General features: G+C 69.3%; 22 protein-coding genes. All 22 read left to right on the top strand.

Annotated elements, in window-relative coordinates; translation table 11 throughout:
* Positions 1-32 precede the first annotated feature (32 nt).
* Entirely contained in the window at positions 33-662 is a 630-nt protein-coding gene (gene rpsD, locus AUC47_RS15760; RefSeq protein WP_096716119.1) for a 30S ribosomal protein S4, read from the top strand.
* A gap of 116 nt (positions 663-778) precedes the next feature.
* Entirely contained in the window at positions 779-967 is a 189-nt protein-coding gene (locus tag AUC47_RS15755) for a hypothetical protein (RefSeq protein WP_096716118.1), read from the top strand.
* A 73-nt stretch (positions 968-1,040) separates the two neighbouring features.
* Positions 1,041-3,701, top strand: a complete 2,661-nt coding sequence (gene alaS, locus AUC47_RS15750) for an alanine--tRNA ligase (RefSeq protein WP_096716117.1) — start codon at positions 1,041-1,043, stop codon at positions 3,699-3,701.
* On the top strand, positions 3,698-4,171 hold the full coding sequence (gene ruvX, locus AUC47_RS15745; RefSeq protein ID WP_096716116.1) for a Holliday junction resolvase RuvX: 474 nt from the start codon (positions 3,698-3,700) through the stop codon (positions 4,169-4,171). The genes alaS and ruvX overlap by 4 nt, the downstream gene beginning before the upstream one ends.
* 2 nt (positions 4,172-4,173) lie before the next feature.
* Positions 4,174-5,724, top strand: a complete 1,551-nt coding sequence (gene mltG / locus AUC47_RS15740; RefSeq protein ID WP_096716115.1) for an endolytic transglycosylase MltG — start codon at positions 4,174-4,176, stop codon at positions 5,722-5,724.
* Entirely contained in the window at positions 5,721-6,536 is an 816-nt protein-coding gene (locus AUC47_RS15735) for a shikimate dehydrogenase (protein WP_256999627.1), read from the top strand. Before mltG ends, AUC47_RS15735 begins: the two co-directional genes overlap by 4 nt.
* A 48-nt stretch (positions 6,537-6,584) precedes the next feature.
* The gene (aroC, locus tag AUC47_RS15730; RefSeq protein WP_096716113.1) at positions 6,585-7,814 is read left to right on the top strand and encodes a chorismate synthase; all 1,230 of its coding nucleotides are present in this window, start codon (positions 6,585-6,587) and stop codon (positions 7,812-7,814) included.
* Positions 7,798-8,316 (top strand): shikimate kinase, encoded by a 519-nt coding sequence (locus AUC47_RS15725; RefSeq protein WP_096716112.1) that lies wholly within the window; start codon positions 7,798-7,800, stop codon positions 8,314-8,316. The genes aroC and AUC47_RS15725 overlap by 17 nt, the downstream gene beginning before the upstream one ends.
* Positions 8,313-9,401, top strand: coding sequence for a 3-dehydroquinate synthase (gene aroB, locus AUC47_RS15720; protein ID WP_096716111.1), 1,089 nt, complete (start codon positions 8,313-8,315; stop codon positions 9,399-9,401). Before AUC47_RS15725 ends, aroB begins: the two co-directional genes overlap by 4 nt.
* Positions 9,398-9,835, top strand: a complete 438-nt coding sequence (gene aroQ, locus AUC47_RS15715) for a type II 3-dehydroquinate dehydratase (RefSeq protein WP_096716110.1) — start codon at positions 9,398-9,400, stop codon at positions 9,833-9,835. Before aroB ends, aroQ begins: the two co-directional genes overlap by 4 nt.
* 74 nt (positions 9,836-9,909) lie before the next feature.
* Positions 9,910-10,470: an elongation factor P gene (efp, locus tag AUC47_RS15710; protein WP_067118332.1), complete on the top strand. Its 561-nt coding sequence runs from the start codon at positions 9,910-9,912 to the stop codon at positions 10,468-10,470.
* 3 nt (positions 10,471-10,473) lie between these two features.
* Positions 10,474-10,884 carry a transcription antitermination factor NusB gene (nusB, locus tag AUC47_RS15705; RefSeq protein ID WP_096716109.1) on the top strand — a complete coding sequence of 137 codons (411 nt, stop codon included), beginning with the start codon at positions 10,474-10,476 and terminating at the stop codon, positions 10,882-10,884.
* 53 nt (positions 10,885-10,937) lie between these two features.
* Positions 10,938-14,240: a DEAD/DEAH box helicase gene (locus tag AUC47_RS15700; RefSeq protein ID WP_096716108.1), complete on the top strand. Its 3,303-nt coding sequence runs from the start codon at positions 10,938-10,940 to the stop codon at positions 14,238-14,240.
* Between the two features lie 118 nt (positions 14,241-14,358).
* The gene (locus AUC47_RS15695; RefSeq protein ID WP_096716107.1) at positions 14,359-15,936 is read left to right on the top strand and encodes a Rieske 2Fe-2S domain-containing protein; all 1,578 of its coding nucleotides are present in this window, start codon (positions 14,359-14,361) and stop codon (positions 15,934-15,936) included.
* Between the two features lie 82 nt (positions 15,937-16,018).
* Complete coding sequence (gene pyrR, locus AUC47_RS15690) at positions 16,019-16,549, top strand: bifunctional pyr operon transcriptional regulator/uracil phosphoribosyltransferase PyrR (protein ID WP_096716106.1); 531 nt, start codon at positions 16,019-16,021, stop codon at positions 16,547-16,549.
* A complete protein-coding gene (locus tag AUC47_RS15685) occupies positions 16,546-17,511 on the top strand; it encodes an aspartate carbamoyltransferase catalytic subunit (RefSeq protein ID WP_096716105.1) in 966 nt (321 codons plus the stop codon). The genes pyrR and AUC47_RS15685 overlap by 4 nt, the downstream gene beginning before the upstream one ends.
* Positions 17,508-18,812, top strand: coding sequence for a dihydroorotase (locus AUC47_RS15680; protein WP_096716104.1), 1,305 nt, complete (start codon positions 17,508-17,510; stop codon positions 18,810-18,812). Before AUC47_RS15685 ends, AUC47_RS15680 begins: the two co-directional genes overlap by 4 nt.
* On the top strand, positions 18,809-19,345 hold the full coding sequence (locus tag AUC47_RS15675) for a PH-like domain-containing protein (protein ID WP_096716103.1): 537 nt from the start codon (positions 18,809-18,811) through the stop codon (positions 19,343-19,345). The genes AUC47_RS15680 and AUC47_RS15675 overlap by 4 nt, the downstream gene beginning before the upstream one ends.
* Positions 19,342-20,496 carry a glutamine-hydrolyzing carbamoyl-phosphate synthase small subunit gene (gene carA / locus AUC47_RS15670; RefSeq protein WP_096716102.1) on the top strand — a complete coding sequence of 385 codons (1,155 nt, stop codon included), beginning with the start codon at positions 19,342-19,344 and terminating at the stop codon, positions 20,494-20,496. The genes AUC47_RS15675 and carA overlap by 4 nt, the downstream gene beginning before the upstream one ends.
* Complete coding sequence (gene carB, locus AUC47_RS15665) at positions 20,496-23,783, top strand: carbamoyl-phosphate synthase large subunit (protein ID WP_096716101.1); 3,288 nt, start codon at positions 20,496-20,498, stop codon at positions 23,781-23,783. Before carA ends, carB begins: the two co-directional genes overlap by 1 nt.
* Entirely contained in the window at positions 23,780-24,625 is an 846-nt protein-coding gene (gene pyrF, locus AUC47_RS15660) for an orotidine-5'-phosphate decarboxylase (protein ID WP_096716100.1), read from the top strand. Before carB ends, pyrF begins: the two co-directional genes overlap by 4 nt.
* A complete protein-coding gene (gene gmk, locus AUC47_RS15655) occupies positions 24,564-25,526 on the top strand; it encodes a guanylate kinase (RefSeq protein ID WP_373557874.1) in 963 nt (320 codons plus the stop codon). Before pyrF ends, gmk begins: the two co-directional genes overlap by 62 nt.
* Positions 25,527-25,579 lie beyond the last annotated feature (53 nt).

Genomic DNA, 25,579 nt, shown 5'->3' with positions numbered 1-25,579 from the left:
AGCCGCGACCGCGTCATCGGAAGGACAGCTTCGTGACCACGAAGTCCCAGGACCGCCGCAAGGTCCGTCTCAGCCGCGCCCTCGGCGTGGCGCTCACCCCGAAGGCCGCCCGCTACCTCGAGAAGCGTCCCTACGCTCCCGGCGAGCATGGCCGCACCAAGCGCAAGGCGGACAGCGACTACGCCGTCCGTCTGCGCGAGAAGCAGCGTCTGCGCGAGCAGTACGGCATCCGCGAGAAGCAGATGCGCAACACCTTCAACGAGGCCCGTCGCCAGGACGGCCTGACCGGTGAGAACCTCGTCGAGCTCCTCGAGATGCGTCTCGACGCCCTCGTGCTGCGTTCGGGCTTCGCCCGCACCACCGCGCAGGCACGCCAGCTCGTCGTGCACCGTCACATCCTCGTCGACGGCCAGCTCGTCGACCGCCCGTCGTTCCGCGTGAAGCCGGGTCAGCTCATCCACGTCAAGGCCAAGAGCGAGGGCACCGAGCCCTTCCAGGTCGCAGCCGCCGGCGGTCACGCCGAGGTCCTGCCTCCCGTTCCGGGCTACCTCGAGGTCGAGCTCGACAAGCTCCAGGCTCGCCTGGTCCGTCGCCCGAAGCGCGCCGAGGTCCCCGTGACCTGTGAAGTGCAGCTCGTCGTCGAGTACTACGCAGCTCGCTGATCCGCTGACAGGCTCAGCAACACCGCAGAAGGCGTCGGGGTCACCCGGCGCCTTCTGCCGTTTCCGCATACGATGGAGAGACCGCGCCTCCGCGGGTCTGACACGAGGATGACGACATGAAGAACGTGCTGTGGTTCCTGATCGGCGTGATCGGCGGTTTCGTCGCGGCGCATTTCATGAACAAGGACCCCCGCGGACACGACATCCTCGCCGAGGTCGACGCCCGGATCAACGAGTTCACGACGATCATCGGCGACGCCTACCGCGAGCAGCAGGCGCGACTCACCGACCCCGCAGACGACTGAGCGGGCGGCGCCTCGACGCGCCATCCGCCTGCCCGCATTCCCCATCCCGTACGCAAGGACACCCGGCACACCCATGAACACTGCGGAGATCGCGCAGCGCTACCTCGACTACTTCGAGAAGAACGACCACCTCATCGTCCCGTCCTCGTCGCTCGTCAGCGATGACCCCTCGCTGCTGTTCACCGTGGCGGGCATGGTGCCGATGATCCCGTATCTCACGGGCGTCGTCCCCGCGCCGCACCCGCGCATCGCCGACCTTCAGAAGTGCATCCGCACCAACGACATCGAGGAGGTCGGGCGCACCGCGCGGCACGGCACCTTCTTCCAGATGCTCGGCAACTGGTCGTTCGGCGACTACTTCAAGGAGGGCGCGATCCGCTACGCCTGGGAGCTGCTGACCGGCTCCGAGTCCGACGGCGGCCTCGGCTTCGACGAGAAGGACCTCTGGGTCACCGTCTATGAGACCGACGACGAGGCGGAGTCCATCTGGCGTGACATCATCGGCCTCAAGCCCGAGCGCATCCAGCGCCTCGGCCGTGCAGACAACTACTGGAACACCGGTCAGCCTGGTCCGGGTGGCCCCGACAGCGAGATCTTCTTCGACCGCGGTCCCTCCTACGGCGAGGACGGCGGACCCGCGGCCGACGACACCCGGTTCCTGGAGATCTGGAACCTCGTGTTCATGCAGGACTTCATCGAGAACATCCGCGGCAAGACGGAGTTCGACATCGTCGGCGAGCTGCCGATGAAGAACATCGACACCGGCATGGGGCTGGAGCGGGTCGCGTTCCTGAAGCAGGGCGTCGAGAACATGTACGAGACCGACCAGGTGCGTCCGGTCCTGGACCGCGCCGTCGAGCTCTCGGGTCGGCGCTACGGGGCGGTGCACGAGGACGACGTGCGCTTCCGCGTCGTCGCCGATCACGTGCGTTCCTCGCTCATGCTGCTGTCCGACGGCGTGCGTCCCTCGAACGAGGGGCGCGGATACATCCTGCGCCGCCTGATGCGCCGCACGGTCCGGGCGATGCGACTGCTGGGCGTCGACGCACCGTCGTTCCCCGAGCTGTTCGCGGCATCGCGCGACGCGATGAAGACCGCATACCCCGTGCTCGAGTCCGAGTGGTCGACGCTCTCCTCCGCCGCGTTCGCCGAGGAGGAGACCTTCCGGCGCACCCTCGCGCAGGGCTCGACCATCCTCGATCTCGCACTCGACGAGACCAAGAAGGGCGGGGGCAGCGCGCTCAGCGGACGTGAGGCGTTCCTGCTGCACGACACCTACGGGTTCCCGATCGACCTGACGCTCGAGGTCGCCGAGGAGGCCGGGCTCGAGGTCGACCGCGCGGCCTTCGACTCGCTCATGAAGGAGCAGCGCGACCGCGCCAAGGCCGATGCCCGCAACCGCAAGCGTCAGCTCGCCGACGTGTCGGTGTACCGCGACCTGCGCGCCCTCGGCGAGACGGGCTTCGACGGGTACACCGAGCTCGAGGTCGACTCGCGCGTGCTGGGCATCCTCGTCGACGGCCAGGTCGTGCGCAGCGCATCGGAGGGTCAGATCGCCGAGGTCGTGCTCGCCGAGACGACGCTCTACGCGGAGTCCGGCGGGCAGGTGGCCGACAAGGGAGTGATCGTCGGTCCCGGCTACGAGCTCGAGGTCTTGGACGTGCAGAAGCCCGTTCCCGGGCTCATCAGCCACACGGTCGAGGTCACCCGTGGGGCGGTATCGGTCGACGACACGGCGACCACCGTGGTCGACGCCGCGAACCGGCGCGCGGCTCGTCAGGCCCACTCGGCGACCCACCTGGTGCACGCCGCGCTGCGCGACACGCTCGGACCGACCGCCACGCAGGCCGGGTCGCTGAACCGAGCAGGGTACATGCGCTTCGACTTCTCCTGGTCGCAGGCGCTTTCCGCCGACACCAAGACGGAGATCGAGGAGATCACAAACCGCGCCGTCCACGACGCGCTCGAGGTCACCACGCGCATCGTCACGCTGGACGAGGCCAAGGAAGCCGGCGCGATGGCGCTGTTCGGCGAGAAGTACGGCGACGTCGTGCGGATGGTCGACATCGGCGGGCCCTGGTCGCGCGAGCTCTGCGCGGGCACGCACGTCTCGAGCAGCTCGGAGATCGGCCTCGTGAGCCTGGTGGGGGAGTCGTCGGTCGGTGCGTCCAACCGCCGAATCGAGGCGCTCGTCGGCCAGGACGCGTTCCGCGAGCTCGCCGCCGAGCGCGCCCTCGTGTCGCAGCTCACCGCGTCGTTGAAGGCGCCGCGCGATCAGCTCGTCGAGCGCGTCGCCGACCTGTCGTCGAGCCTGAAGGCGGCGGAGAAGCGCATCGCGCAGTTCGAGGCGAAGGAGCGCGCCGGTCAGGTCCCTGCGATCGCCGACGCCTCATCGCGCATCGGAGCGTTCCGTGTCGCGGCGCATTCGCTCGGCGACCTCGCGTCGGCGGACGACCTGCGTGACATCGTCCTCGGTGTTCGCGACCGGCTGGGCTCTGACGCTGCGGTCGTCGCGCTCGGCGGCGTGGTGAACGGTCGACCGGTCGTCGTGGTCGCCACGAACGATGCAGCCCGCGCTGCCGGTGCCAAGGCCGGTGCGCTCGCGAAGCGCGCCGCATCGGTGCTCGGCGGAGGCGGAGGCGGGCGCGACGACGTCGCCCAGGGCGGCGGCACCGATGCTGCGGCACTCGGCACGGCGCTCGAGGCCGTCTCCCAGGAGCTGCAGGCAGCGTGACGGGCTTCCGTCGCGGTGTGCGCATCGGCATCGACGTCGGTCGCGCCAGGGTCGGCGTAGCCCGGTGCGATCCCGACGGCATGCTGGCCGTGCCCGTCGAGACGGTGAAGCGCGACGAGGCGTCGGTCGCCCGCATCGCGGAGATCGTCGCAGAGCACCAGCCCCTCGAAGTGGTCGTGGGTCTGCCCGTGAATCTGCAGGGCGCCGACACCGCCTCCACCGCAGACGCCCGTGACTTCGCGGCTGAGCTCGGAGGCCGCCTCGGCCTGCCGATCCGCCTCGTGGACGAGAGGCTCAGCACGGTCACGGCGCACGCCGCACTGAGATCTTCCGGCAGAACCCAGAAGAACTCTCGTAGCATTGTGGATCAGGTCGCCGCCGTGGTCTTGCTGCAGCAGGCGATAGACACGGAGAAGAGCACCGGAAACCCGCCCGGAGCCACGATTCCGCTCGACGAGGAGTCCCCCTGACTATGCCCGAACGCGAGAGTGCCTCCCCCCAGCACGATCCGGACGCCCGCCTGGGTGACCTGTTCGAGAACCTGCCCGACCCCATGCAGCAGAGCCCGACGGTGGACAACACCCCGCCGGCTCCCGGGTCGCGCCGCGCAGCGCGGGAGGCGGCAGCGCGGTCCGGTGCCAGGGCGGAAGACCCGTCGGTCGGGACCCGCGAGACCGAGGCGCAGACGACTCCCTCCGAGCACGACGAGGGGCTCGGAACTCCGACCCGCGCCGTGCCCGTGTCGGCTCCGACAGCGGGCGCGGGGGCCGCAGCATCCGCAGAACCGGGTGCGCGGTCGAGCGGCTCGACCACAGACACGCCGCGCGCGGCAGAAGTTCCACGCGCCGAAGACCCCGAGACGGAGACCTCCCCGCGCAGCGGGAGTCTCGACGACCTGTTCCACGACGATTCCCGCGATCACGACAAGCCCGCGGCTCAGAAGAAGAAGCGCCGCACCGGCTGCCTCGTCGCCCTCATCATCGTGCTCGCCGTGATCGGCGGCATCGTCGCCGGCGGCGTGTGGGCGTGGAACACGTACGGCGACAAGATCAGCGATGCGATGGGGTGGGGCGAGCCCGCCGACTGGGAGGCCGGCCAGGCGACGGGCGAGGTGCTCGTCACGATCGAGGAGGGCGACACCGGCGGACCCGTCTCGACGGCGCTCTTCGACGCAGGCGTGACCCGCACCGAGGACGTTTTCTACGACTACCTGGTGAACGAGAACATCGCTGTGACCTTCTACCCGGGCATCTATCGCCTGCAGGAGAAGATGACCGCGGAAGCGGCGCTCGAAGCCCTTCAGAACCCCGAGAACAAGATGGAGAACTCCGCGAGCGTGTCGGAGGGTGCCACGATCGAGTCGTCGCTCCCGACGATCGCGGAGTCGCTGGGCATGCCGGTGGAGGACTTCCAGGCTGCGATCGATCTCGGCCCGGCGGCCTACGGCGTCGACGCCCAGAGCCTCGAGGGCTGGCTGTTCCCCGCGGTCTACACGTTCGACCCGGGCGTCACGGCGCAGCAGGTGATCCAGCGCATGGTCGACCGCACTCGTGAGTCGCTGAACGCCGCAGGCGTCCCGGCCGAAGACGCGCAGCGCATCCTGACGATCGCCTCCATCATCCAGCGCGAGGGCGCCACGGCCGACTTCGCCAAGGTCTCGCGGGTGATCCAGAACCGTCTCGACATCGACATGAAGCTGCAGATGGACTCGACGGCCCAGTACGGCTACGGATCGCTGCACGAGGGTGTCGTGTCGAGCTCGGCCGAGGCGCTGGCCGACCCGAACCCGTGGAACACCTACGTCAACGTCGGGCTGCCGGTGACCCCGATCGCGAGCCCGAGCGATGCCGCCATCAAGGCGGCGATGAGTCCGGCCGACGGTCCGTGGCTCTACTTCGTCACGATCAACCTCGCCACCGGTGAGACGCAGTTCTCCGAGACCTACGAAGAGCACCTGCAGGGTGTGGAGAAGTGGGAGAAATGGTGCCAGGAGAACCCCGACGGAGGATGCTCGGCGGGATGACCCGGTCGCATCTCGCGGTCTGGGGCGATCCGATCGCGCACTCCCGCTCCCCGCAGCTGCACGGCGCCGCCTATCGCGCGCTGGGCCTGGACTGGGAGTACACCAGGCGGCGCGTCGACGAGGTCGCGTTCGGCGATGCTCTCGCGTCCCTCGATGACTCCTGGCGCGGCCTCTCGCTGACGATGCCGCTGAAGGAGCAGGCGCACCGGGCGGCCGTGGTCCGCGACCGGCACGCCGACCTGACCGGCGCGGTGAACACGCTGCTGCTCGCCGACGGACCGCAGGGGTTCAACACCGATGTCGGCGGAATCGTCGACGCACTCGGCGAGGACGGCATCGCGGACGTCGAATCGATCCGGATCCTCGGAGCCGGTGCGACCGCGGCATCCGCTCTCGTGGCTGTCGCCGAGATGGGCGCGCGCCGGGTCGACGTGCGCGCACGACGCCCGCGCCGTGCTGAAGGGCTTATGGGCCTCGCCGTGCGTCTGGGACTCACCGGCTCGGTGCAGACGTTCGACGCGCCCGTCGAGCCCGTCGACCTGACGATCGCCACCCTGCCCGGCGGGACGTCGCTCGACGAGGCCGTGGTCGAGCCGCTCGTCGAGGACGGCGGCGTGCTCTTCGACGTCGCCTACGCCCCGTGGCCCTCGGTCCTCGCGGCGCGATGGCCCGGCCGATCGATCTCGGGGCTCGGGATGCTGCTGCACCAGGCCGTCCGTCAGATCCGGATCTTCCACCACGGCGATCAGGATCGCGTTCTGCCCGACGAGGAGATCATGGTCGAGGCGATGCGTGAAGTCCTGCGGTCTTAGGACGACACGGGGCACGAGCGGGGTCGCGGCTCATGGGAGACTAGAGCAATGCTCCGCGTGCTCACGGCCGGCGAATCGCACGGCCCAGAACTCATTGCCGTCATGGAGGGCCTGCCCTCGGGTGTTCCGGTGTCGTCAGAGGCCATCCAGGCCGACCTGGCACGACGCAAGCTCGGCTACGGCCGGGGCTCGCGCATGAAGTTCGAGCAGGATGAACTCTCCATCTCGGGCGGCGTGCGCCACGGCAAGACGCTCGGCAGCCCGATCGCCCTGCGCATCGGCAACACGGAGTGGCCGAAGTGGATCGAGGTCATGAACCCCGAACCCGTCGAGCTCACCGACCGGTCGCGCGGACGGAGCGCCCCGCTCACCCGTCCGCGGCCTGGCCACGCCGACCTCGTGGGCATGCAGAAGTACGACTTCCACGAGGCCCGACCCATCCTCGAGCGCGCCAGCGCGCGCGAGACGGCGGCCCGTGTCGCGCTCGGAGCGGTCGCGCGGTCGTTCCTCAGCGAGCTCGGCATCCGTCTCGTGAGCCACACGCTGTCGATCGGGCCGGTGCGGGTGCCGGACGGCGCCGCGTTGCCCACACCCGATGACGTCGAGGCTCTCGATGCCGATCCGCTGCGCTGCTTCGACGCGGAGACCTCCGCGCGCATGGTGGCGGAGGTCGACGACGCGAAGAAGGACGGCGACACCCTTGGCGGCATCGTCGAGGTGCTGGCGTATGGCCTGCCCCCGGGGCTCGGATCGCACGTGCACTGGGATCGACGCCTCGACGCGCGTCTGGCGCAGGCGCTCATGAGCATCCAGGCGATCAAGGGGGTCGAGGTCGGCGACGGCTTCGAGACCACTCGCCGCCGCGGCTCCGCCGCCCACGACGAGCTGTTCGCGACGGGCGACGGCATCACCCGCGGGTCCGATCGCGCCGGCGGCACCGAGGGCGGCATGTCGACGGGCACCGTTCTGCGCGTCCGCGCCGGCATGAAGCCGATCGCGACGGTGCCGCACGCCCTGCGGACGATCGACGTCGCGACCGGCGAGGACGCCACTGCTCACCATCAGCGCTCCGACGTGTGCGCCGTGCCTGCGGCCGGTGTCGTCGCCGAGGCGATGGTCGCGATCGAGCTCGCCCGCGCCGTGCTGGAGAAGTTCGGCGGCGACAGCATCCGCGAGACACGCCGGAACCTCGAGTCGTACCTCGACGCCATCCCTGCCGAGCTGCGCACCGCTCCGGCCTCCGAGGCGGCGCTCATCGCGCATGACGAGCGAGGCTGATCCGTTGACGCTGGTGCTGGTCGGCCCGATGGCCGCCGGCAAGACCAGCGTGGGTCGTCGCGTGGCGCGCCGGCTCGGTGTGCCATTCATCGACACCGACAAGCGGGTCGTGAGCGCGCACGGGCCGATTCCGGAGATCTTCGCCGAGTTCGGTGAGTCCCGATTCCGCGAGCTCGAGCGGGAAGCCGTCGCCGCCGCGCTGACCGAGGGAGGCGTCATCTCGCTGGGCGGGGGCGCCGTCACGGACCCGGGCACGCGGGCGCTGCTCGGCGCGCATCCCGTCGTGTTCCTGACCGTCGCGCCGGAGGCCGTCGCGCAGCGGATCGGCGGGGGAGGGCGACCCCTTCTCGCGGGGGACGACCCGGTGCGCGCATGGACCCGCATCTTCGACGAGCGCAGAGCCTGGTACGAGGAGGTGGCATCGGTCACCATCGACACGTCGCGTCGGCCGATGCAGCGGATCGCGGAGGAGATCGCCGCGTGGAGGAGAGGACTGGAATGAGCACGACGACCATCAGCGTGACGGGGGAGACCCCGTACGACATCACGATCGGCCGCGGCATCCTCGACCGCGTCTCCGAGGCGCTGGAGCCCGGCGTGCGAAAGGTCCTCGTCGTGCACCCGCCCACGCTCGCCGCCCGGGCCGCCGAGCTGCGCGACCGACTGCTCGCCGACACGGCGAACGGTGCGCGCGAGGTGCTCCTCGCCGAGGTGCCCGACGCCGAGCAGGGCAAGCGCATCGAGGTCGCGGCGTTCTGCTGGCAGGTGATGGGCCAGGCCGACTTCACGCGCACGGATGCCGTGATCGGGTACGGCGGCGGAGCCGTCACAGACCTCGCCGGCTTCGTCGCCGCGACGTGGCTGCGCGGCGTCCAGGTCGTCCAGGTGCCGACGACGGTGCTCGGCCTGGTCGACGCCTCCGTCGGCGGCAAGACCGGGATCAACACCGCCGAGGGCAAGAACCTCGTCGGGGCGTTCTGGGCGCCCCGCGCCGTGATCGGAGACCTCGACGAGCTCGGGAGCCTGAGCGCCAACGAGGCGACAGCGGGGTTCGCCGAGGTCGTGAAGGCGGGGTTCATCTGGGCGCCGGAGATCCTCGACATCATCGAGGCCGACCCGCAGCGCGCCGTCGACACCACCTCCGACGAGTTCCGCCGTGCGGTCGAGCTGGCGATCGACATGAAGGCGCAGGTCGTCTCCGATGACTTCCGCGAGGCCGGTCAGCGCGAGATCCTCAACTACGGTCACACACTGGGCCACGCGATCGAGCACGCGGAGCGCTACCGCTGGCGGCACGGCGCGGCGATCTCCGTCGGGATGCTGTATGCCGCCGAGCTGTCGCGCCTCGCCGGCCGCCTGTCCGACGCGGCAGCCGAGCGCCACCGTTCGATCCTCGAATCCCTCGGGCTGCCCACGTCGTACCGAGCGGGCGCATGGCCGCAGCTGCTCGCGACCATGCAGCGCGACAAGAAGAGCCGGGGCGGGATGCTGCGATTCATCCTGCTCGACGACATCGCCAAGCCCACCGTGCTGCAGGCGCCCGACGAGTCGCTGCTGTTCGCGGCATACCAGGAGGTGGGGGCGTGACGCGGCGAATCCTCCTCGTGAACGGTCCGAACCTCAATCTGCTGGGGACCCGGGAGCCGGAGGTGTACGGCACGGCGACCCTCGCCGACGTCGTCGCGCTCACGACAGACGCCGCCGCCGCGCACGGTTTCGAGCTCCGCGCGATCCAGAGCAACCACGAGGGCGTGCTGATCGACGCGATCCACGCCGCGCGGGAGGACTGCGCGGGGATCGTGATCAACCCCGGCGGGCTCACCCACACCTCGGTATCGCTCCGAGACGCCCTCACCGGGGTGTCTCTTCCGTTCGCCGAGGTGCACATCTCCGATGTCTACGCCCGCGAGGAGTTCCGCCACCACTCGTACCTCCACGACGTCGCGGCGGTGCGCGTCATCGGGGAGGGGGTCTCGGGCTACGAGACCGCCGTGCGACAGCTCGCCGCGCTCATCCCGTAGAATCGACTGTCGGCCGCCCCGGTCTCCACCCGGATGAGAGCGGCCCCACGGACTCACGAACGGAACTCCCGCGCATGGCATCTACCGCAGACATCAAGAACGGCGTCGTCCTCAGCATCGATGGGCAGCTCTGGAGCGTCATCGAGTTCCAGCACGTGAAGCCCGGCAAGGGCGGCGCGTTCGTGCGCACCAAGCTGAAGAACGTCGTCTCGGGCAAGGTCGTCGACCGCACCTACAACGCCGGCGCCAAGATCGACATCGAGAACGTCGACCGCCGCGACTTCACCTACCTGTACACCGACGGCGACGGCTACGTCTTCATGGACCAGACCGACTTCGACCAGATCACCGTCGGCGCGCCCACGGTCGGCGACGCGAAGAACTTCCTGCTCGAGAACCAGCAGGTCACGATCGCGCTCAACAACGGCAACCCGCTGTACATCGATCTCCCCGCCTCGGTGATCCTCGAGATCACCTACACCGAGCCCGGTCTTCAGGGCGACCGCTCCTCCGCCGGCACCAAGCCCGCGACGCTCGAGACCGGCTACGAGATCCAGGTCCCGCTGTTCGTCGAGGCCGGCACGAAGGTCAAGGTCGACACCCGCACGGGCGACTACCTCGGCCGCGAGAAGTAAGGCGTGAGCGCCCGTACGAAGGCGCGCAAGCGCGCACTCGACATCCTGTTCTCGTCCGACGTCCGCGGCGACGACCTCGCGGTGACCCTCGCAGCCGAGGCGTCTCGCGCGGCGAGCGAACCCGCGCGCGAGGCCTCCTGGCTCTACGCTCGCGAGGTGGTCGACGGCATCATCGACCATCGTGACGAGATCGACGAGCACATCACCACCCACAGTCGCGACTGGAAGCTCGAGCGGATGCCCGCGGTCGACCGCGCTCTGCTGCGGATCGGCGTCTGGGAGATCCTCTTCAACGACGAGGTGCCGACCGCCGTCGCGATCGACGAGGCGGTCGAGCTCGCCAAGGAGTTCTCGACCGACGATTCCGGCGCGTTCGTGCACGGCGTGCTCGCGCGGGTGGCCCGAGCGGCCTGAGGCCGCGCCTCATCGCGTCCGCGATGTCGGATGCCGCGGGAAGGATGTCGGGTATGCCCGCGCCGCACGTCGATCTCCGTGATCTCCTGCAGGTCACGGATGCCGGCGGCTACACGCGAGGACTCGCGTACTTCCGCGAGGGCAACGTGCTCGACGTCACGTGGGATGAGGAGTCTCTCGCGCTCGAGGGACACGTCCGAGGCGGACAGGACCTTCCCTACGTCACCGGCGTCGCGTTCGTCTCGTCGAACGGAAAGCCCCGCATCCGCTCCACCCGGTGCACCTGTCCCGTGCGGTCGGGCTGCAAGCACGTCGTGGCGACCGTGCTCGCCTCGAACGTCCACGAGTACTCGAGACAGGCCGAGGCGATAGCATCGCCGCCGCAGCGCGAGGCCGCGGTCGCCGTGCCGCCGCCCGCTGCTCCGTCGTGGCGGTCGCTGATCGGCCCCGAGGCTCCTCGTCAGGCTCAGGAGCTCGCCCTCGGCGTCGAGCTGCGTCATCGTGCGGCGCGGGGCGACAATCATTGGGCGCCGCGTCCCCTCCGCGCGGCGACCGCCCGCGATGTCGCGCGGCGCACCGGCGAGCTGCTGCTCGCCATCCGCCCGCTGGCGCGCAGCGCTCAGACCGGTGCATGGATCCAGGGCAAGGCGACCTGGGACTCGGTTCGTCGTGACGTCGTGCAGTTCGGCCGCGTGCAGACCCGCTGGTTCGGCGACCTGCTCAGCCTTTCGCGCGACTCGCTGCTGTCGGGCAACGCGGGCGATTGGCTCGTCGTCGACCAGATCGAGTCAGCGCTCTTGTGGCGACACCTCAGGGTCGGTGCCGAGCTCGGCATCCCGCTCGTGTCCACCCAGAAGTCGGCGTCGGTGCGGCTGGCGACTTCGGCCGAGGTGACGGCGGCGATCGCCCGTCCTGACGACGACGGGCCGCTCGAGCTGACGGCCGAGGTGTCGATCGACGATCGCTCCGTGAGCGCTGCGGACGCGCACCCGATCGGCCGCACCGGAATCTATGCGGCGACGCTCGGCGACAACCGCATCGAGCTCGTGCTGGCCGAGGCACCGCTGAGCGAGCAGACGCGTGCGCTGCTGACGGCCGCGCAGCCCATCGTCGTGCCGGCCGCCGACGAACAGGACTTCATCGAGACGGTGTACCCGCTGCTCGCGCGGCGATCCGCGGTGCGCACCTCGGGTCGGGTCGCGCTGCCCGAGATCCCCGCGCCTGTCCCGGCCCTGGGCGTCTCGTTCGAGGGCGGCGATGTCGTCGAGTACTCGTTCTCGTGGATCTACGAGGGATTCGGCATTCTGCCCTTCGTCCAGGGCGCGAACACGTCCGCGGTGCGCGACCCCGTCGCCGAGTCAGCGTGGCGCGCCGTCGTCGAGGGGGTGTGGCAGGAGCACAGCGGCAGGCGGTTCGCCCCGTCCGGCGCGTTCCACGACATCGACGCCGCACACTTCGTCGCCCACGCCGTCCCCGCCTTCGAGGCGGCCGGCGTCACGGTGACGCGCACGGGGGAGAGCAAGGAGTATCGCGAACTGACCGGGACCCCGGAGGTGAAGGTCACCACGGTCGAGACGACCGATGCGGACTGGTTCGACCTCGGGATCATCGTGACGATCGACGGTCGCACGATCCCGTTCGGACCGTTGTTCACGGCGCTCAGCCGCGGCCGCAGGAAGCTGCTGCTCTCCGACGGTGGCTACTTCTCCCTTGATCACCCCGCACTCGATCGGCTGCGCGAGCTCATCGAGGAGGCAGGAGAACTCGACGAATGGGAGACTGGTCCGCGCATCAGCCGTTACCAGACCGACCTCTGGGAGGAGTTCGAGGATCTGGCGGACGAGGCCCAGCCCGCCGTCAGCTGGCGCTCCACGGCGGAGGGACTCCGCGGCGCCACCGGCGTTCCCCCGACTCCGGTCCCGGCGGGTCTGCACGCCGAACTCCGCACGTACCAGAAGCACGGATTCGACTGGCTCGCCTTCCTCTGGCGCCATCGCCTCGGCGGCATCCTGGCCGACGACATGGGCCTGGGCAAGACGCTGCAGCTGCTCACGTTCGTTCAGCACACCCGCGAGACGGGGGAGACGCGCCCGTTCCTCGTGCTCGCGCCGACCTCGGTCCTGAGCACCTGGCGCAGCGAGGCAGCGCGTTTCACGCCCGGGCTCCGGGTCGCGGTCGTGGAGAGCACGCACGGCAAGCGCACAGCTCGCCTCGCCCACGCCGCCGCGGATGCGGACATCGTGGTGAGCTCGTACACCGTGGCTCGCCTCGACGAGGACGAATTCCAGACCGTCGAGTGGGCCGGCCTCATCCTCGACGAAGCGCAGTTCGTGAAGAATCCGAAGACCAAGCTGCACCGGGCCATCTTCTCCTTCCGCGCGGATGCGGTGTACGCCGTCACGGGCACGCCGATGGAGAACAGCCTGACCGAGCTGTGGGCGCTGCTGAAGCTGGCGGCCCCCGGGCTGTTCCCCTCGGCGCGGAAGTTCCGCGACCGCTACATCCACCCGATCGAGAAGGGCAAGGTTCCCGAGAACGAGGAGGGCGGCGCGTACCGGGCCCGTCGTCTGGCGCAGCTGCGCCGCCGCATCCGGCCACTCGTGCTGCGCCGCACGAAGGAGCTCGTCGCCGACGACCTGCCCCCGAAGCAGGAGCAGGTGCTCGAGGTCGAGCTGAGCCCGGCTCATCGTGCGCTCTACGACGTGGTGCTGCAGCGCGAGCGGCAGAAGGTGCTCGGACTCCTCGAGGATCTCGACCGCAACCGCTTCATCGTCTTCCGCTCGCTCACGCTGCTGCGGATGCTGAGCCTCGCCCCGGCGCTGATCGACGAGGATGACGGCGAGATCGGCTCGAGCAAGCTCGACACGCTCCTCGACCGAGTCGAGGAGCTGCAGGCCGAAGGACACCGTGCGCTCGTGTTCAGCCAGTTCACCTCGTTCCTCGACCTGGCCGCCCGGCGACTGCGCGACGCCGGCATCCCGTACGCGCACCTCGACGGCTCCACGCGGCGCCGGCAGGACGTGATCGACTCGTTCAAGGAGGGGCAGCAGCCGGTCTTCCTCATCAGCCTGAAAGCCGGCGGATTCGGACTCACCCTCACCGAAGCCGACTACGTGTTCCTTCTGGATCCGTGGTGGAATCCGGCCGCCGAGGCTCAGGCGGTCGACCGTACGCACCGCATCGGTCAGACGAGCCAGGTCTTCGTCTACCGCATGATCTCGCTCGGAACGATCGAGGAGAAGGTGCTCGAGCTGCAGCAGCGCAAGGCGCGACTGTTCACGGCGGTGATGGACGACGAGGAGCTCTTCGCCCAATCGCTGACCGCCGCCGACATCCGCGGCCTGTTCGACGACTAGCGGACGGCTCGGCACCGCGGGCGGGGGAACGGCATCCGCCCCGCATATTCACGGCCGGTCACCGCTGCCGTCCAGGAGCCCGCCGGTAGACTCGTACGGCTACTTCAGGAGGTCATACATGAGGATCACGGGACTCGGCCACGCCGGGATGTTCATCGAGACGATCGGCGGGAACATCATCTGCGACCCCGTTCTCGGGCCGTCGTTCTTCGGCTCGTGGTTCCCGTTCCCCGACAACCGCGGCCTCGACTGGGAGCGCTTCGGCCGCGAGGCGGACTTCCTGTACATCTCGCACCGGCACCGGGACCATTTCGATCCGAAGCTCCTGGAGCGCTACATCCGCAAGGACATCGAGGTGCTCCTCCCCGAGTACCCCATCGATGACCTGGAGCAGGACATCCGTGCGCTCGGCTACACGAACATCACCTACGCTCCGGCGGGCGAGATCATCGAACGCGGCGGCACGAAGATCATGATCACCCCGTTGCGCGCGCCGAGCGACGGGCCGATCGGCGACTCATCGCTGAGCGTCGACGACGGTACGGGGTCGGTGCTCAACCAGAACGACTCGCACCCGCTCGACCTCGAGAAGCTGCTGCACTTCGGCAAGCCCGACGCGTACTTCACCCAGGTCTCCGGCGCGATCTGGTGGCCCATGGTCTACGACCTGCCGATGGACGCCAAGCAGAACTTCGCGAAACTCAAGCGCGAGGCGCAGAACAAGCGCGCGATGTACTACATCGAGAAGGTCGACGCTCCGCACGTCTTCCCGATGGCAGGGCCGCCCATGTTCCTCCGCGACGACCTGTTCGACTTCAACGGCGTCGGGCGCAATGGCGAGTCGATCTTCACGGACCAGAAGCAGTTCCTCGCGCACATGCGCGAACTGGCGCCGCAGTACGACGGCCAGCTGTTCGTCCCCGGCACGCTCGTCACCGTCGAGAACGGTGAGGTTCGGACCGAGCAGACGCTCTACTCCGATGCCGAGCTCGCGCACATCTTCGACGAGAAGTGGGACTACCTCGAGGAGCAGCGCGCCTCGCGCCAGCAGGAGATCCGCGACGAGGAGGCATCGCGCGCCGCGGTGCTGCCGACCCAGGAGATCCTGGAGGAGCTCAAGGCGTGGTGGGAGCCGCTGCTGAAGAAGTCGCGCACCATCAGGCTCGGTGTGGGCGGCAACGTGCGCTTCAGGATCGGCGACCTCGACATGGTCGTGGACTTCCCGCGTGCCAAGGTCCGCGAATACGCCGGCGAGGACTGCATCTACTGGTACACGATCCCCGCTGACCTCGTCTCGACGAACATCCGCGACCATGAGATCGACTGGTCGAACTCGATCTTCCTGTCGATGCAGTTCCAGGTGAGCCGCAGCGGCAAGTTCAACGAGTTCCTGACCACGTTCCTCAAGTGCCTCTCCGTCGACCGCATCGAGTACGTCGAGAACTGGTACCAGGAGCAGACCGACCAGACCGAGGATGCCGAGATCGGCGACTGGGTCGTGCAGCGCCGGTGCCCGCACCTGCGCGCCGACCTCACCAAGACAGGGAAGGTCGATGAGGACGGCATCCTGACGTGCAGCATGCACGACTGGAAATGGGACCTCAAGACCGGTCGCTGCCTGTCGACCACCGGTCACCCGATCCGCTCGAAGAAGATCGACGAGGTCACCGACGCTGTACTCCGTGAGGCCAGCTGAGAGACGGACTCGGCGTCTCCGTTAGAGTGGAGTGACAAGCAACCTTTAACACCGTCCTGTGAGGCGGAGAAGGGAGCGGCTGATGAGCGCACGAACCGTGCTGCACGACGCCGATATCACGCGGGCGCTGACCCGCATCGCGCACGAGATCCTCGAGTCGAATCGAGGGGGCGAGAACCTCGTCCTGCTGGGCATCCCGACCCGCGGGGTGGCTCTCGCCCAGCGCCTCGGCCGTCTGATCGCCGAGATCGCGCAGACGTCCGTTCCCGTCGGGTCTCTCGATGTCACCCTCTTCCGCGACGACCTCGCGAAGCATCCGACCCGGTCGCCGCATCCGACCGACATCCCGGCCGACGGCATCGACGACCGTACCGTCGTGCTCGTCGACGATGTGCTTTTCTCGGGTCGCAGCATCCGCGCGGCCCTCGACGCACTGCAGTCGATCGGTCGTCCTGCGGCGGTCCGCCTGGCGATCCTCGTCGACCGCGGCCACCGCGAACTGCCGATCCGGCCGGACTTCGTCGGCAAGAACATCCCGTCGTCGCGCCAGGAGCGCGTGAACGTGCGCCTGCGCGAGTACGACGGTGCCGAGGAGGTGACGATCGAGGCATGAGGCATCTTCTCGACACCCGCACCCTCCACCGCGAGGCCGCCCTTCGCATCCTCGACGTCGCGGAGGACATGTCCGACACGCAGTCGCGCGAGGTCAAGAAACTCCCGACACTGCGCGGCAAGACCGTCGTGAACCTCTTCTTCGAGGACTCGACCCGCACGCGCATCTCGTTCGAGGCCGCCGCCAAGCGCCTCTCGGCCGACGTGATCAACTTCGCCGCCAAAGGGTCCAGCGTCTCCAAGGGCGAGAGCCTGAAGGACACCGCGCAGACGCTGCAGGCGATGGGGGCGGATGCCGTCGTCATCCGCCATCCCGCCTCCGGCGCCCCGCAGACGCTCGCCACGAGCGGCTGGATCTCCGCGGGCGTCGTGAATGCCGGCGACGGCACGCACGAGCACCCCACCCAGGCGCTCCTCGACGCGTTCACCATCCGCAAGCGTCGGTTCGGCGTCGACAGCCGAGGCCGCGACCTGTCCGGCATCCGCGTGGTCGTCGTCGGCGACGTGCTGCACTCCCGGGTCGCTCGGTCCAACGTCTGGCTGCTGACCACGCTGGGCGCCGAGGTCACTCTCGTGTCGCCGCCGACTCTGGTGCCCCAGAACGTGTCGCAGTGGCCAGTGCGCGTGCTCTACGACCTCGACGAGGCGCTCGCGGACGGCCCGGACGCGGTCATGATGCTGCGAATCCAGCTGGAGCGGATGAATGCCGCGTATTTCCCGACTGAGCGGGAGTATTCCCGTCGGTGGGGACTCGACGCACGGCGCGTGGCCGCTCTGCCGGACGATAGCATTGTCATGCACCCGGGACCCATGAACCGCGGGCTGGAGATCTCCTCCGAGGCCGCCGATTCGCCGCGCTCCACGGTGCTGGAGCAGGTCACGAACGGGGTGTCCATCCGGATGGCAGTGCTGTACCTGCTCCTTGCGGGCGAACGAGACGACGAACGAGGGGGAGACCTGTGAGCGAGACCCTCGTCATCACCGGCGCACAGCTTCTCGGCGCCGAGAGCGTCGACATGATCGTGGAGGACGGCCGGATCGCCGAGATCGGCTCCGGACTCCAGCGTGCGGGCGCTCGCGTCATCGACGCGACCGGACTGGTCGCGCTGCCCGGGCTCGTCGACCTGCACACGCACCTCCGCGAGCCGGGCTACGAGGCATCCGAGACGATCCTCACCGGAACCCGCGCAGCGGCAGCCGGTGGATTCACGGCCGTCTTCGCGATGCCGAACACCTCGCCCGTGGCCGACACGGCCGGTGTGGTCGAGCAGGAGCTCGCCCTGGGCGAAGCGGCGGGATACGCGACCGTGCAGCCGATCGGCGCCGTCACCGTGGGGCAGAAGGGCGAGCGACTCGCCGAGCTCGGCGCGATGGCGACGTCCCGCGCTCAGGTGCGGGTGTTCAGCGACGACGGCTTCTGCGTGTTCGACCCGCTGATCATGCGGCGCGCGCTCGAGTACGTGAAGTCCTTCGGCGGTGTGATCGCCCAGCACGCGCAGGACCCCCGCCTGACCGAGGGCGCCCAGATGAACGAGGGCGTCGTGTCGGCGGAACTGGGACTCTCCGGATGGCCGGCGGTCGCCGAGGAGTCGATCATCGCGCGCGACGTGCTCCTCGCCGAGCACGTCGGCTCGCGCCTGCACGTCTGCCACCTGTCCACCGCCGGCTCGGTCGACATCGTCCGCTGGGCGAAGAAGCGCGGGATCGCGGTGACCGCCGAGGTGACACCCCATCACCTCCTGCTCACCGACGAACTCGTGCGCGGCTACGACGCCCGGTACAAGGTCAACCCGCCGCTCCGGCGCGAGGAGGACGTGCTCGCGGTGCGCGAGGGGCTCGCCGACGGGACGATCGACATCGTCGCGACCGATCACGCTCCGCACCCGAGCGAGCACAAGACGTGCGAGTGGCAGGCCGCAGCGAACGGGATGGTCGGACTCGAGAGCGCACTGCGGGTCGTGCACCAGTCGATGGTGCAGACCGGACTGATCGGATGGAGCGACGTCGCCCGCGTCATGAGCGCGGCCCCCGCTCGCATCGGTCGGCTCTCTGGCCACGGCACCGCCCTCGAGGTGGGAGCGCCTGCGCAGATCACGCTGTACGACGCATCCGTCTCCGGGGTGTTCACCGAGGCCGACCTGCACGGTCGCAGCGCGAACTCGCCGTACCTGGGTCGCGCTCTGCCGGGCCGCGTCGAGTACACGATCCACGGCGGCACGCTGACCGTGGAGTCGGGCTCGGTGGTCGAGGAGCTGAACGCATGATCCCCAGGGACGTCGCGATCGCCGTGATGATCGCTCTCGCCGCGCTCGCACTCCTGGCCATGCTCGTCGCCTGGCGACGCCGCCTCCGACGTGACGCGGGGCTCGCGGCCCCGCTCGGCGTCCCCGAGCATGCCGAGGTCCTCGACCGGCACGAGGTGCTGTACGTGTCCACCACGAAGCACGATCAGCCGCTCGAACGCCTCACCATGTCTCCGCTCGCCTACCGGGCGAGGGGAGAGGCCGCGGTCACGGATCGCGGTCTCGCCCTCTGCCTCGACGGCGCGCCCACGGTGTTCCTCGCCAAGGAGCGACTCGCCGGTGTGGATCGGGCCACGGTCACGATCGACCGCGTGGTCGAGCCGGGCGGCCTCGTGCGGGTCGCCTGGAACGCCGCCGACGACACGGTGGTCGACTCCTACCTCCGCCTCACCGACGGCGACCCGAAGAACTTCATCTCAGAACTCCAGCGACTCGTCCCCGCCTCAGGCGGCCGCGACGACATCGCCACGACCGACACAGGAGAACAGTCATGACCGCCCTCCCCGAACCCGCCGTCCTGGTCCTCGAGGACGGCACCCGTCACAGCGGCCGCGCATACGGCGCGCTGGGCACCACCCTCGGCGAGGTCGTCTTCGCAACCGGCATGTCCGGTTACCAGGAGACGCTCACCGACCCGTCGTACGCCGGACAGATCGTGCTGCAGACGGCCCCGCACATCGGCAACACCGGCATGAACGACGAGGACCCCGAGTCGCGCCGTATCTGGGTGGCCGGTTACATCGTGCGCGATCCCTCTCGCGTCGTCTCGAACTGGCGCGCGAACGCGTCGCTCGACGAGATCCTCGTGCAGGACGGCATCGTCGGCATCAGCGGCATCGACACCCGTTCGATCACCCGGCACATCCGCTCCGCCGGCTCGATGCGCGGCGGCATCTTCTCGGGCGAGGCGGCTCGCCTCGACGCCGATGAGCAGCTCCGGATCGTGCGGGAAGCCCCGAAGATGGCCGGGCAGAACCTCTCCGCGCAGGTCTCGGTCGAGGTCGCGACGGTGACGGATGCCGTCGGCGAGAAGGTCGGCAACCTGGCCGTGCTCGACCTCGGCGTCAAGCAGGCCACGATCGACAACCTCGCCGCGCGCGGCTTCGAGGTGCACGTGCTGCCGCAGGACGTCACCATCGACGAGCTCCGTGCCATCGACCCGGTCGCGGTGTTCTACTCGAACGGGCCCGGCGACCCGGCGGCCTCGGGCGACCACGTCGAGCTGCTCCGCTCCGTCCTCGACGACGGGCTGCCGTTCTTCGGCATCTGCTTCGGCAACCAGCTGCTCGGCCGCGCCCTCGGCCTCGGCACCTACAAGCTGCCGTTCGGCCACCGAGGGATCAACCAGCCGGTCCTCGACAAGCAGACGGGTCGGGTCGAGATCACAGCGCACAACCACGGTTTCGCGGTCGACGCCCCGCTCGAGGGCTCGTTCGACAGCCCGCACGGCTACGGCAAGGTCGAAGTGAGCCACGTCGGTCTCAACGACAACGTCGTCGAGGGTCTGCGCGCCCTCGACATCCCGGCCTTCTCGGTGCAGTACCACCCGGAGGCCGCGGCCGGTCCGCACGACGCCAACTACCTCTTCGACCGCTTCCGCGACATGGTCATCGCGAACAACGCGAACAAGAAGGACGCCCAGTAATGCCCAAGCGCGACGACATCAACTCCGTTCTCGTCATCGGATCCGGCCCGATCGTCATCGGTCAGGCCTGCGAGTTCGACTACTCGGGCACCCAGGCGTGCCGCGTGCTGCGCGAGGAGGGCGTCCGCGTCATCCTCGTGAACTCGAACCCCGCCACGATCATGACCGACCCGGACTTCGCCGATGCGACGTACATCGAGCCGATCACTCCGGAGGTCATCGAGACGATCATCGCCAAGGAGAAGCCCGACGCCATCCTGCCGACGCTCGGCGGTCAGACTGCTCTGAACGCGGCGATGGCGCTCGACGAGCGCGGCATCCTCGCCAAGTACGGCGTCGAGCTCATCGGCGCGAAGGTCGATGCGATCAAGAAGGGCGAGGACCGCCAGGTCTTCAAGGAGCTCGTGCTCGAAGCGGGCGCCGACGTCGCCAAGAGCGTCATCGCGCACACCATGGACGACCTGCTCGCCGGTGCCGAGAAGCTCGGCTACCCGCTCGTCGTGCGCCCGTCGTTCACGATGGGCGGCCTCGGCTCCGGTTTCGCCTACGACGAGGAGGACCTGCGCCGCATCGGCGGCGCCGGCCTGCGCGACTCTCCGACGACCGAGGTCCTGCTGGAGGAGTCGATCCTCGGGTGGAAGGAGTATGAGCTCGAGCTCATGCGCGACACGGCTGACAACACGGTGGTCGTCTGCTCGATCGAGAACGTCGACCCGGTCGGCGTGCACACGGGCGATTCGATCACCGTCGCCCCCGCTCTGACCCTCACCGACCGCGAGTACCAGAAGATGCGGGACATCGGCATCGACATCATCCGTGCCGTGGGTGTCGACACCGGTGGCTGCAACATCCAGTTCGCGGTGGACCCGACGAACGGGCGCATCATCGTGATCGAGATGAACCCGCGTGTCTCGCGCTCGAGCGCCCTCGCTTCCAAGGCGACAGGCTTCCCGATCGCCAAGCTCGCCGCGAAGCTCGCACTCGGGTACCGGCTCGACGAGATCCCGAACGACATCACCGGCGTGACGCCCGCGAGCTTCGAGCCGACGCTCGACTACGTGGTCGTGAAGGTCCCGCGCTTCGCGTTCGAGAAGTTCCCCGCCGCCGACGCGACCCTCACCACCACCATGAAGTCGGTCGGCGAGGCCATGGCGATCGGCCGCAACTACGCGACCGCCCTGCAGAAGGCGCTCCGCTCGCTCGAGAAGCGCGGCTCCAGCTTCCACTGGGGCGAGGAGAACCGGTCGGTGGAGGAGCTCCTCGAGATCGCGAAGACCCCGACCGACGGCCGCATCGTCACGTTGCAGCAGGCGCTGCGCAAGGGCGCGACGGTCGAGCAGGCATTCGAGTCGACGGCGATGGACCCGTGGTTCCTCGACCAGATCGTCCTCATCAACGAGGTCGCGGAGCTCGTGCGCACGGCGCCGGAGCTGGATGCTGCGACCCTGCGTTACGCCAAGGAGCACGGTTTCTCCGACGCGCAGCTCGCGCAGCTGCGCGGCACGACGGAGGCGGAGATCCGCGGAGTCCGGCACGGGCTCGGCATCCGCCCCGTGTACAAGACGGTCGACACGTGCGCCGGCGAGTTCCCTGCTCTGACGCCGTACCACTACTCGAGCTACGACTTCGAGACCGAGGTCCAGCCGTCGGATCGCACCAAGGTCGTCATCATCGGCTCCGGTCCGAACCGCATCGGACAGGGCGTCGAGTTCGACTACTCCTGCGTCCACGCGTCGTTCGCTCTCGCGGATGCCGGCTTCGAGACCGTCATGGTCAACTGCAACCCGGAGACCGTGTCGACCGACTACGACACCTCCGACCGCCTGTACTTCGAGCCGCTGACCCTGGAGGACGTGCTCGAGGTGCTGGACGCCGAGGCGGCCAGCGGCACGATCCTCGGCGTCGTCTGCCAGTTGGGCGGCCAGACTCCGCTCGGACTCGCGAAGGGCATCGAGGCCGCGGGCTACACCGTGCTCGGCACCAGCCCCGAGGCGATCGACATCGCCGAGGAGCGCGAGCTCTTCTCGCAGCTGCTCGACTCCGCCGGTCTGCTCGCGCCGCGCCACGGCACGGCGATCGACGTCGAGGGCGCCGTGTCCGTGGCCGAGGAGATCGGCTACCCCGTGCTGGTGCGTCCGAGCTTCGTGCTCGGCGGACGCGGTATGGAGATCGTCTACTCCACCGATTCGCTGCGCGACTACTTCGTGCGCACCGCCGACGAGGTCGTGATCGAGGAGGGCAAGCCGCTGCTCGTCGACCGCTTCCTCGACGACGCGATCGAGCTCGACGTCGACGCGCTGTACGACGGCACCGACCTCTTCATCGGCGGCGTCATGGAGCACCTCGAGGAGGCAGGCATCCACTCCGGTGACTCGAGCTGCACCCTTCCGCCCGTGTCGCTGGGCCGCAGCGACGTCGACCGCGTCCGCGAGGCCACCCTCGCCATCGCGAAGGGCGTCGGCGTGCGCGGTCTGCTCAACGTGCAGTTCGCGATCAGCGCTGGCGTGCTCTACGTCATCGAGGCGAACCCCCGTGCGAGCCGGACGGTTCCGTTCGTGTCGAAGGCCCTGGGCATCCCGATGGCGAAGGCGGCCAGCCGCATCATGGCCGGCGCGACGATCGCCGAGCTCCGCGCCGAGGGCATGCTGCCCGAGCAGGACGGCTCGCGGGTTCCCCTCGACGCGCCCGTGTCGGTCAAGGAGGCCGTGCTGCCGTTCAAGCGGTTCCGCACCGCCGACGGCAAGACGGTCGACTCGGTCCTCGGTCCGGAGATGCGCTCGACGGGTGAGGTCATGGGCATCGACCGCGACTTCCCGACCGCGTTCGCCAAGAGCCAGGCCGCCGCGTACGGCGGGATGCCGACGTCGGGCACCGTGTTCATCTCGGTCGCCGACTCCGACAAGCGCGCCGTCATCCTGCCGGCGCACCGTCTGCAGCAGCTGGGCTTCACGATCGTCGCCACGGAGGGCACGGCAGAGATCCTCTCGCGCAACGGCATCGCCGTCACCGTGGTCGAGAAGTACAGCGACACGCAGGAGTCCGGCGCACGGAACATCGTCGACCTGATCAACGACGGGGAGATCGACATCGTCGTGAACACACCCTCCGGTGGTGCGGCACGAGCAGACGGTTACGAGATCCGGGCCGCAGCGGTCGCCGCCGACAAGGCGCTGTTCACCACGATGGCCGTACTCGGCGCCGCCGTGAGCGGTATGGATGCCGCGCACGAGGGGTTCCAGGTGAAGAGCCTCCAGGAGTACGCGCTCGACCGGAAGGCCGCGGTGTGACCACGTCCTTCGGTGAGCGGGTCCGCGCCGTCCTGGACGAGCGCGGCCCGCTCTGCGTGGGCATCGATCCGCACCCCGGGCTGCTCGACGGCTGGGGGCTCGGGCAGGATGCCGCGGGTGTGCGCGAGTTCGGTCTGCGCTCGGTCGAGGCCGCCGCCGGGCGGGTCGGCATCGTCAAGCCGCAGGTCTCGTTCTTCGAGCGCTTCGGATCCGGTGGATTCGCGGCGCTCGAGGAGGTCCTGTCGGCGGCGCGGGCAGCGGGACTGATCGTGATCGCCGACGCCAAGCGCGGCGACATCGGCACGACCATGGACGCGTACGCCGCGGCCTGGCTCACGCAGGGCTCGTCGCTCGAAGCCGACGCCCTGACCGTCAACCCGTTCCTGGGAGTCGGCGCGCTCGACGGCACCTTCGATCTCGCGCACACGCACGGCAAGGGCGTGTTCGTGCTCGCCGCGACGAGCAATCCTGAGGCGGAGGCGCTGCAGCGATCGCAGTCTGCGACGGGCCGCTCGGTGTCGGCTGACATCGTCTCCGTGGTGTCCGCGCGCAACGCGGAGCAGGGCCGCACGGGGGAGTGGGGGAGCATCGGCTTCGTCATCGGGGCGACGGTCGACTGGACGGATGCCGGACTCGCCGCGTACACCCCGGTCGCTCCGATCCTCGCTCCGGGTTTCGGGGCGCAGGGCGCCTCGCCGGCAGACGTGCACCGCCGTTTCGGCTCGATGAGCGCCGCCGTCATCGCGAGCGAGAGTCGCAGCATCCTGGAGGCGGGTCCGCATGACCTCGCCGCCGCCATCGACGCCCGCGTCGCCGAGTACAGAGAGGTCAGCCGTGGCTGAGGCTCGTCCCGTCCCCGAAGTCGACCGCGCCGCCGCCGCCCGCAAGGCCGTGGAGCGTCGACGCGCGCGTGCTGCGCTGAAGCGCGACCTCACCATGCGGGTCACGACGCCGCAGACCGTGCTCGCCCGTGCCACCGCCGACCCCGACTCGGTGGAGGGGTCGATGCGGATCACGGACTTCCTGCTGGCCCTCCCCGCGATCGGTGCGGGCAAGCGCGACCGCATCCTCGACGACCTGGGCATCTCGCCGGTCAAGCGACTCGGCGGCCTCGGCGTACGACAGCGCGCCGCCCTGACTCGCTGGCTCGACGAGCGCTTCCCGGTCATCGAGCCGCGTGGCGGTCGCAGCCGGCTCCTGGTGCTGGCCGGCCCGACGGCGGTCGGCAAGGGGACCGTGGCCGCGTACATCCGCGAGCACAACCCGGAGATCCATCTCTCGGTGTCGGCGACCACGCGGGCGCCGCGCCCCGGCGAGGTCGACGGCGTGCACTACTTCTTCGTCGACGACGCGGAGTTCGACCGCCTCATCGACGCGGGGGAGCTGCTCGAGTACGCCGTGGTCCACAACCGGTCCCGCTACGGCACCCCGCGTGCGCCGATCGACGCTGCGCTGGCCGCCGGCAAGACCGTGCTGCTGGAGATCGATCTGCAGGGCGCGCGCCAGGTGCGCAAGGCGGAGCCGAGCGCCACGCTGATCTTCCTGCTGCCGCCCAGCTGGGACGAACTGGTCCAGCGACTCGTCGGTCGCGGCACGGAGGGGCCGGAGGAGCGGGCCCGCCGCCTGCGCACCGCGAAGGTCGAACTGGCCGCACAGAACGAGTTCGATCACCTCGTCGTGAACGAGGACGTCGCCGCTGCGGCCGCCGAGGTCGTAGAATTGTCTTCAAGCTCTGCGCGCTGAGTATTCTCGCGCGCCCATTGCGCCGTCTTCGCGACGAACCCGTCGCCTGATCA

The organism is Microbacterium sp. SZ1 (genome assembly GCF_002362255.1).
Taxonomy (GTDB): domain Bacteria; phylum Actinomycetota; class Actinomycetes; order Actinomycetales; family Microbacteriaceae; genus Microbacterium.
Note: the sequence above shows the minus strand (reverse complement) of the source record. Positions and strands in the feature narration are given on the sequence as shown.

Excerpts from the sequence above, each read along its gene's own strand:
- AUC47_RS15755 (WP_096716118.1), top strand. The coding sequence starts at position 779 with ATGAAGAACGTGCTGTGGTTCCTGATCGGCGTGATCGGCGGTTTCGTC.
- alaS (WP_096716117.1), top strand. The coding sequence starts at position 1,041 with ATGAACACTGCGGAGATCGCGCAGCGCTACCTCGACTACTTCGAGAAG.
- mltG (WP_096716115.1), top strand. The coding sequence starts at position 4,174 with ATGCCCGAACGCGAGAGTGCCTCCCCCCAGCACGATCCGGACGCCCGC.
- AUC47_RS15735 (WP_256999627.1), top strand. The coding sequence starts at position 5,721 with ATGACCCGGTCGCATCTCGCGGTCTGGGGCGATCCGATCGCGCACTCC.
- aroC (WP_096716113.1), top strand. The coding sequence starts at position 6,585 with ATGCTCCGCGTGCTCACGGCCGGCGAATCGCACGGCCCAGAACTCATT.
- AUC47_RS15725 (WP_096716112.1), top strand. The coding sequence starts at position 7,798 with ATGACGAGCGAGGCTGATCCGTTGACGCTGGTGCTGGTCGGCCCGATG.
- aroB (WP_096716111.1), top strand. The coding sequence starts at position 8,313 with ATGAGCACGACGACCATCAGCGTGACGGGGGAGACCCCGTACGACATC.
- efp (WP_067118332.1), top strand. The coding sequence starts at position 9,910 with ATGGCATCTACCGCAGACATCAAGAACGGCGTCGTCCTCAGCATCGAT.
- AUC47_RS15700 (WP_096716108.1), top strand. The coding sequence starts at position 10,938 with ATGCCCGCGCCGCACGTCGATCTCCGTGATCTCCTGCAGGTCACGGAT.
- AUC47_RS15695 (WP_096716107.1), top strand. The coding sequence starts at position 14,359 with ATGAGGATCACGGGACTCGGCCACGCCGGGATGTTCATCGAGACGATC.
- pyrR (WP_096716106.1), top strand. The coding sequence starts at position 16,019 with ATGAGCGCACGAACCGTGCTGCACGACGCCGATATCACGCGGGCGCTG.
- AUC47_RS15685 (WP_096716105.1), top strand. The coding sequence starts at position 16,546 with ATGAGGCATCTTCTCGACACCCGCACCCTCCACCGCGAGGCCGCCCTT.
- AUC47_RS15675 (WP_096716103.1), top strand. The coding sequence starts at position 18,809 with ATGATCCCCAGGGACGTCGCGATCGCCGTGATGATCGCTCTCGCCGCG.
- carA (WP_096716102.1), top strand. The coding sequence starts at position 19,342 with ATGACCGCCCTCCCCGAACCCGCCGTCCTGGTCCTCGAGGACGGCACC.
- carB (WP_096716101.1), top strand. The coding sequence starts at position 20,496 with ATGCCCAAGCGCGACGACATCAACTCCGTTCTCGTCATCGGATCCGGC.
- gmk (WP_373557874.1), top strand. The coding sequence starts at position 24,564 with ATGACCTCGCCGCCGCCATCGACGCCCGCGTCGCCGAGTACAGAGAGG.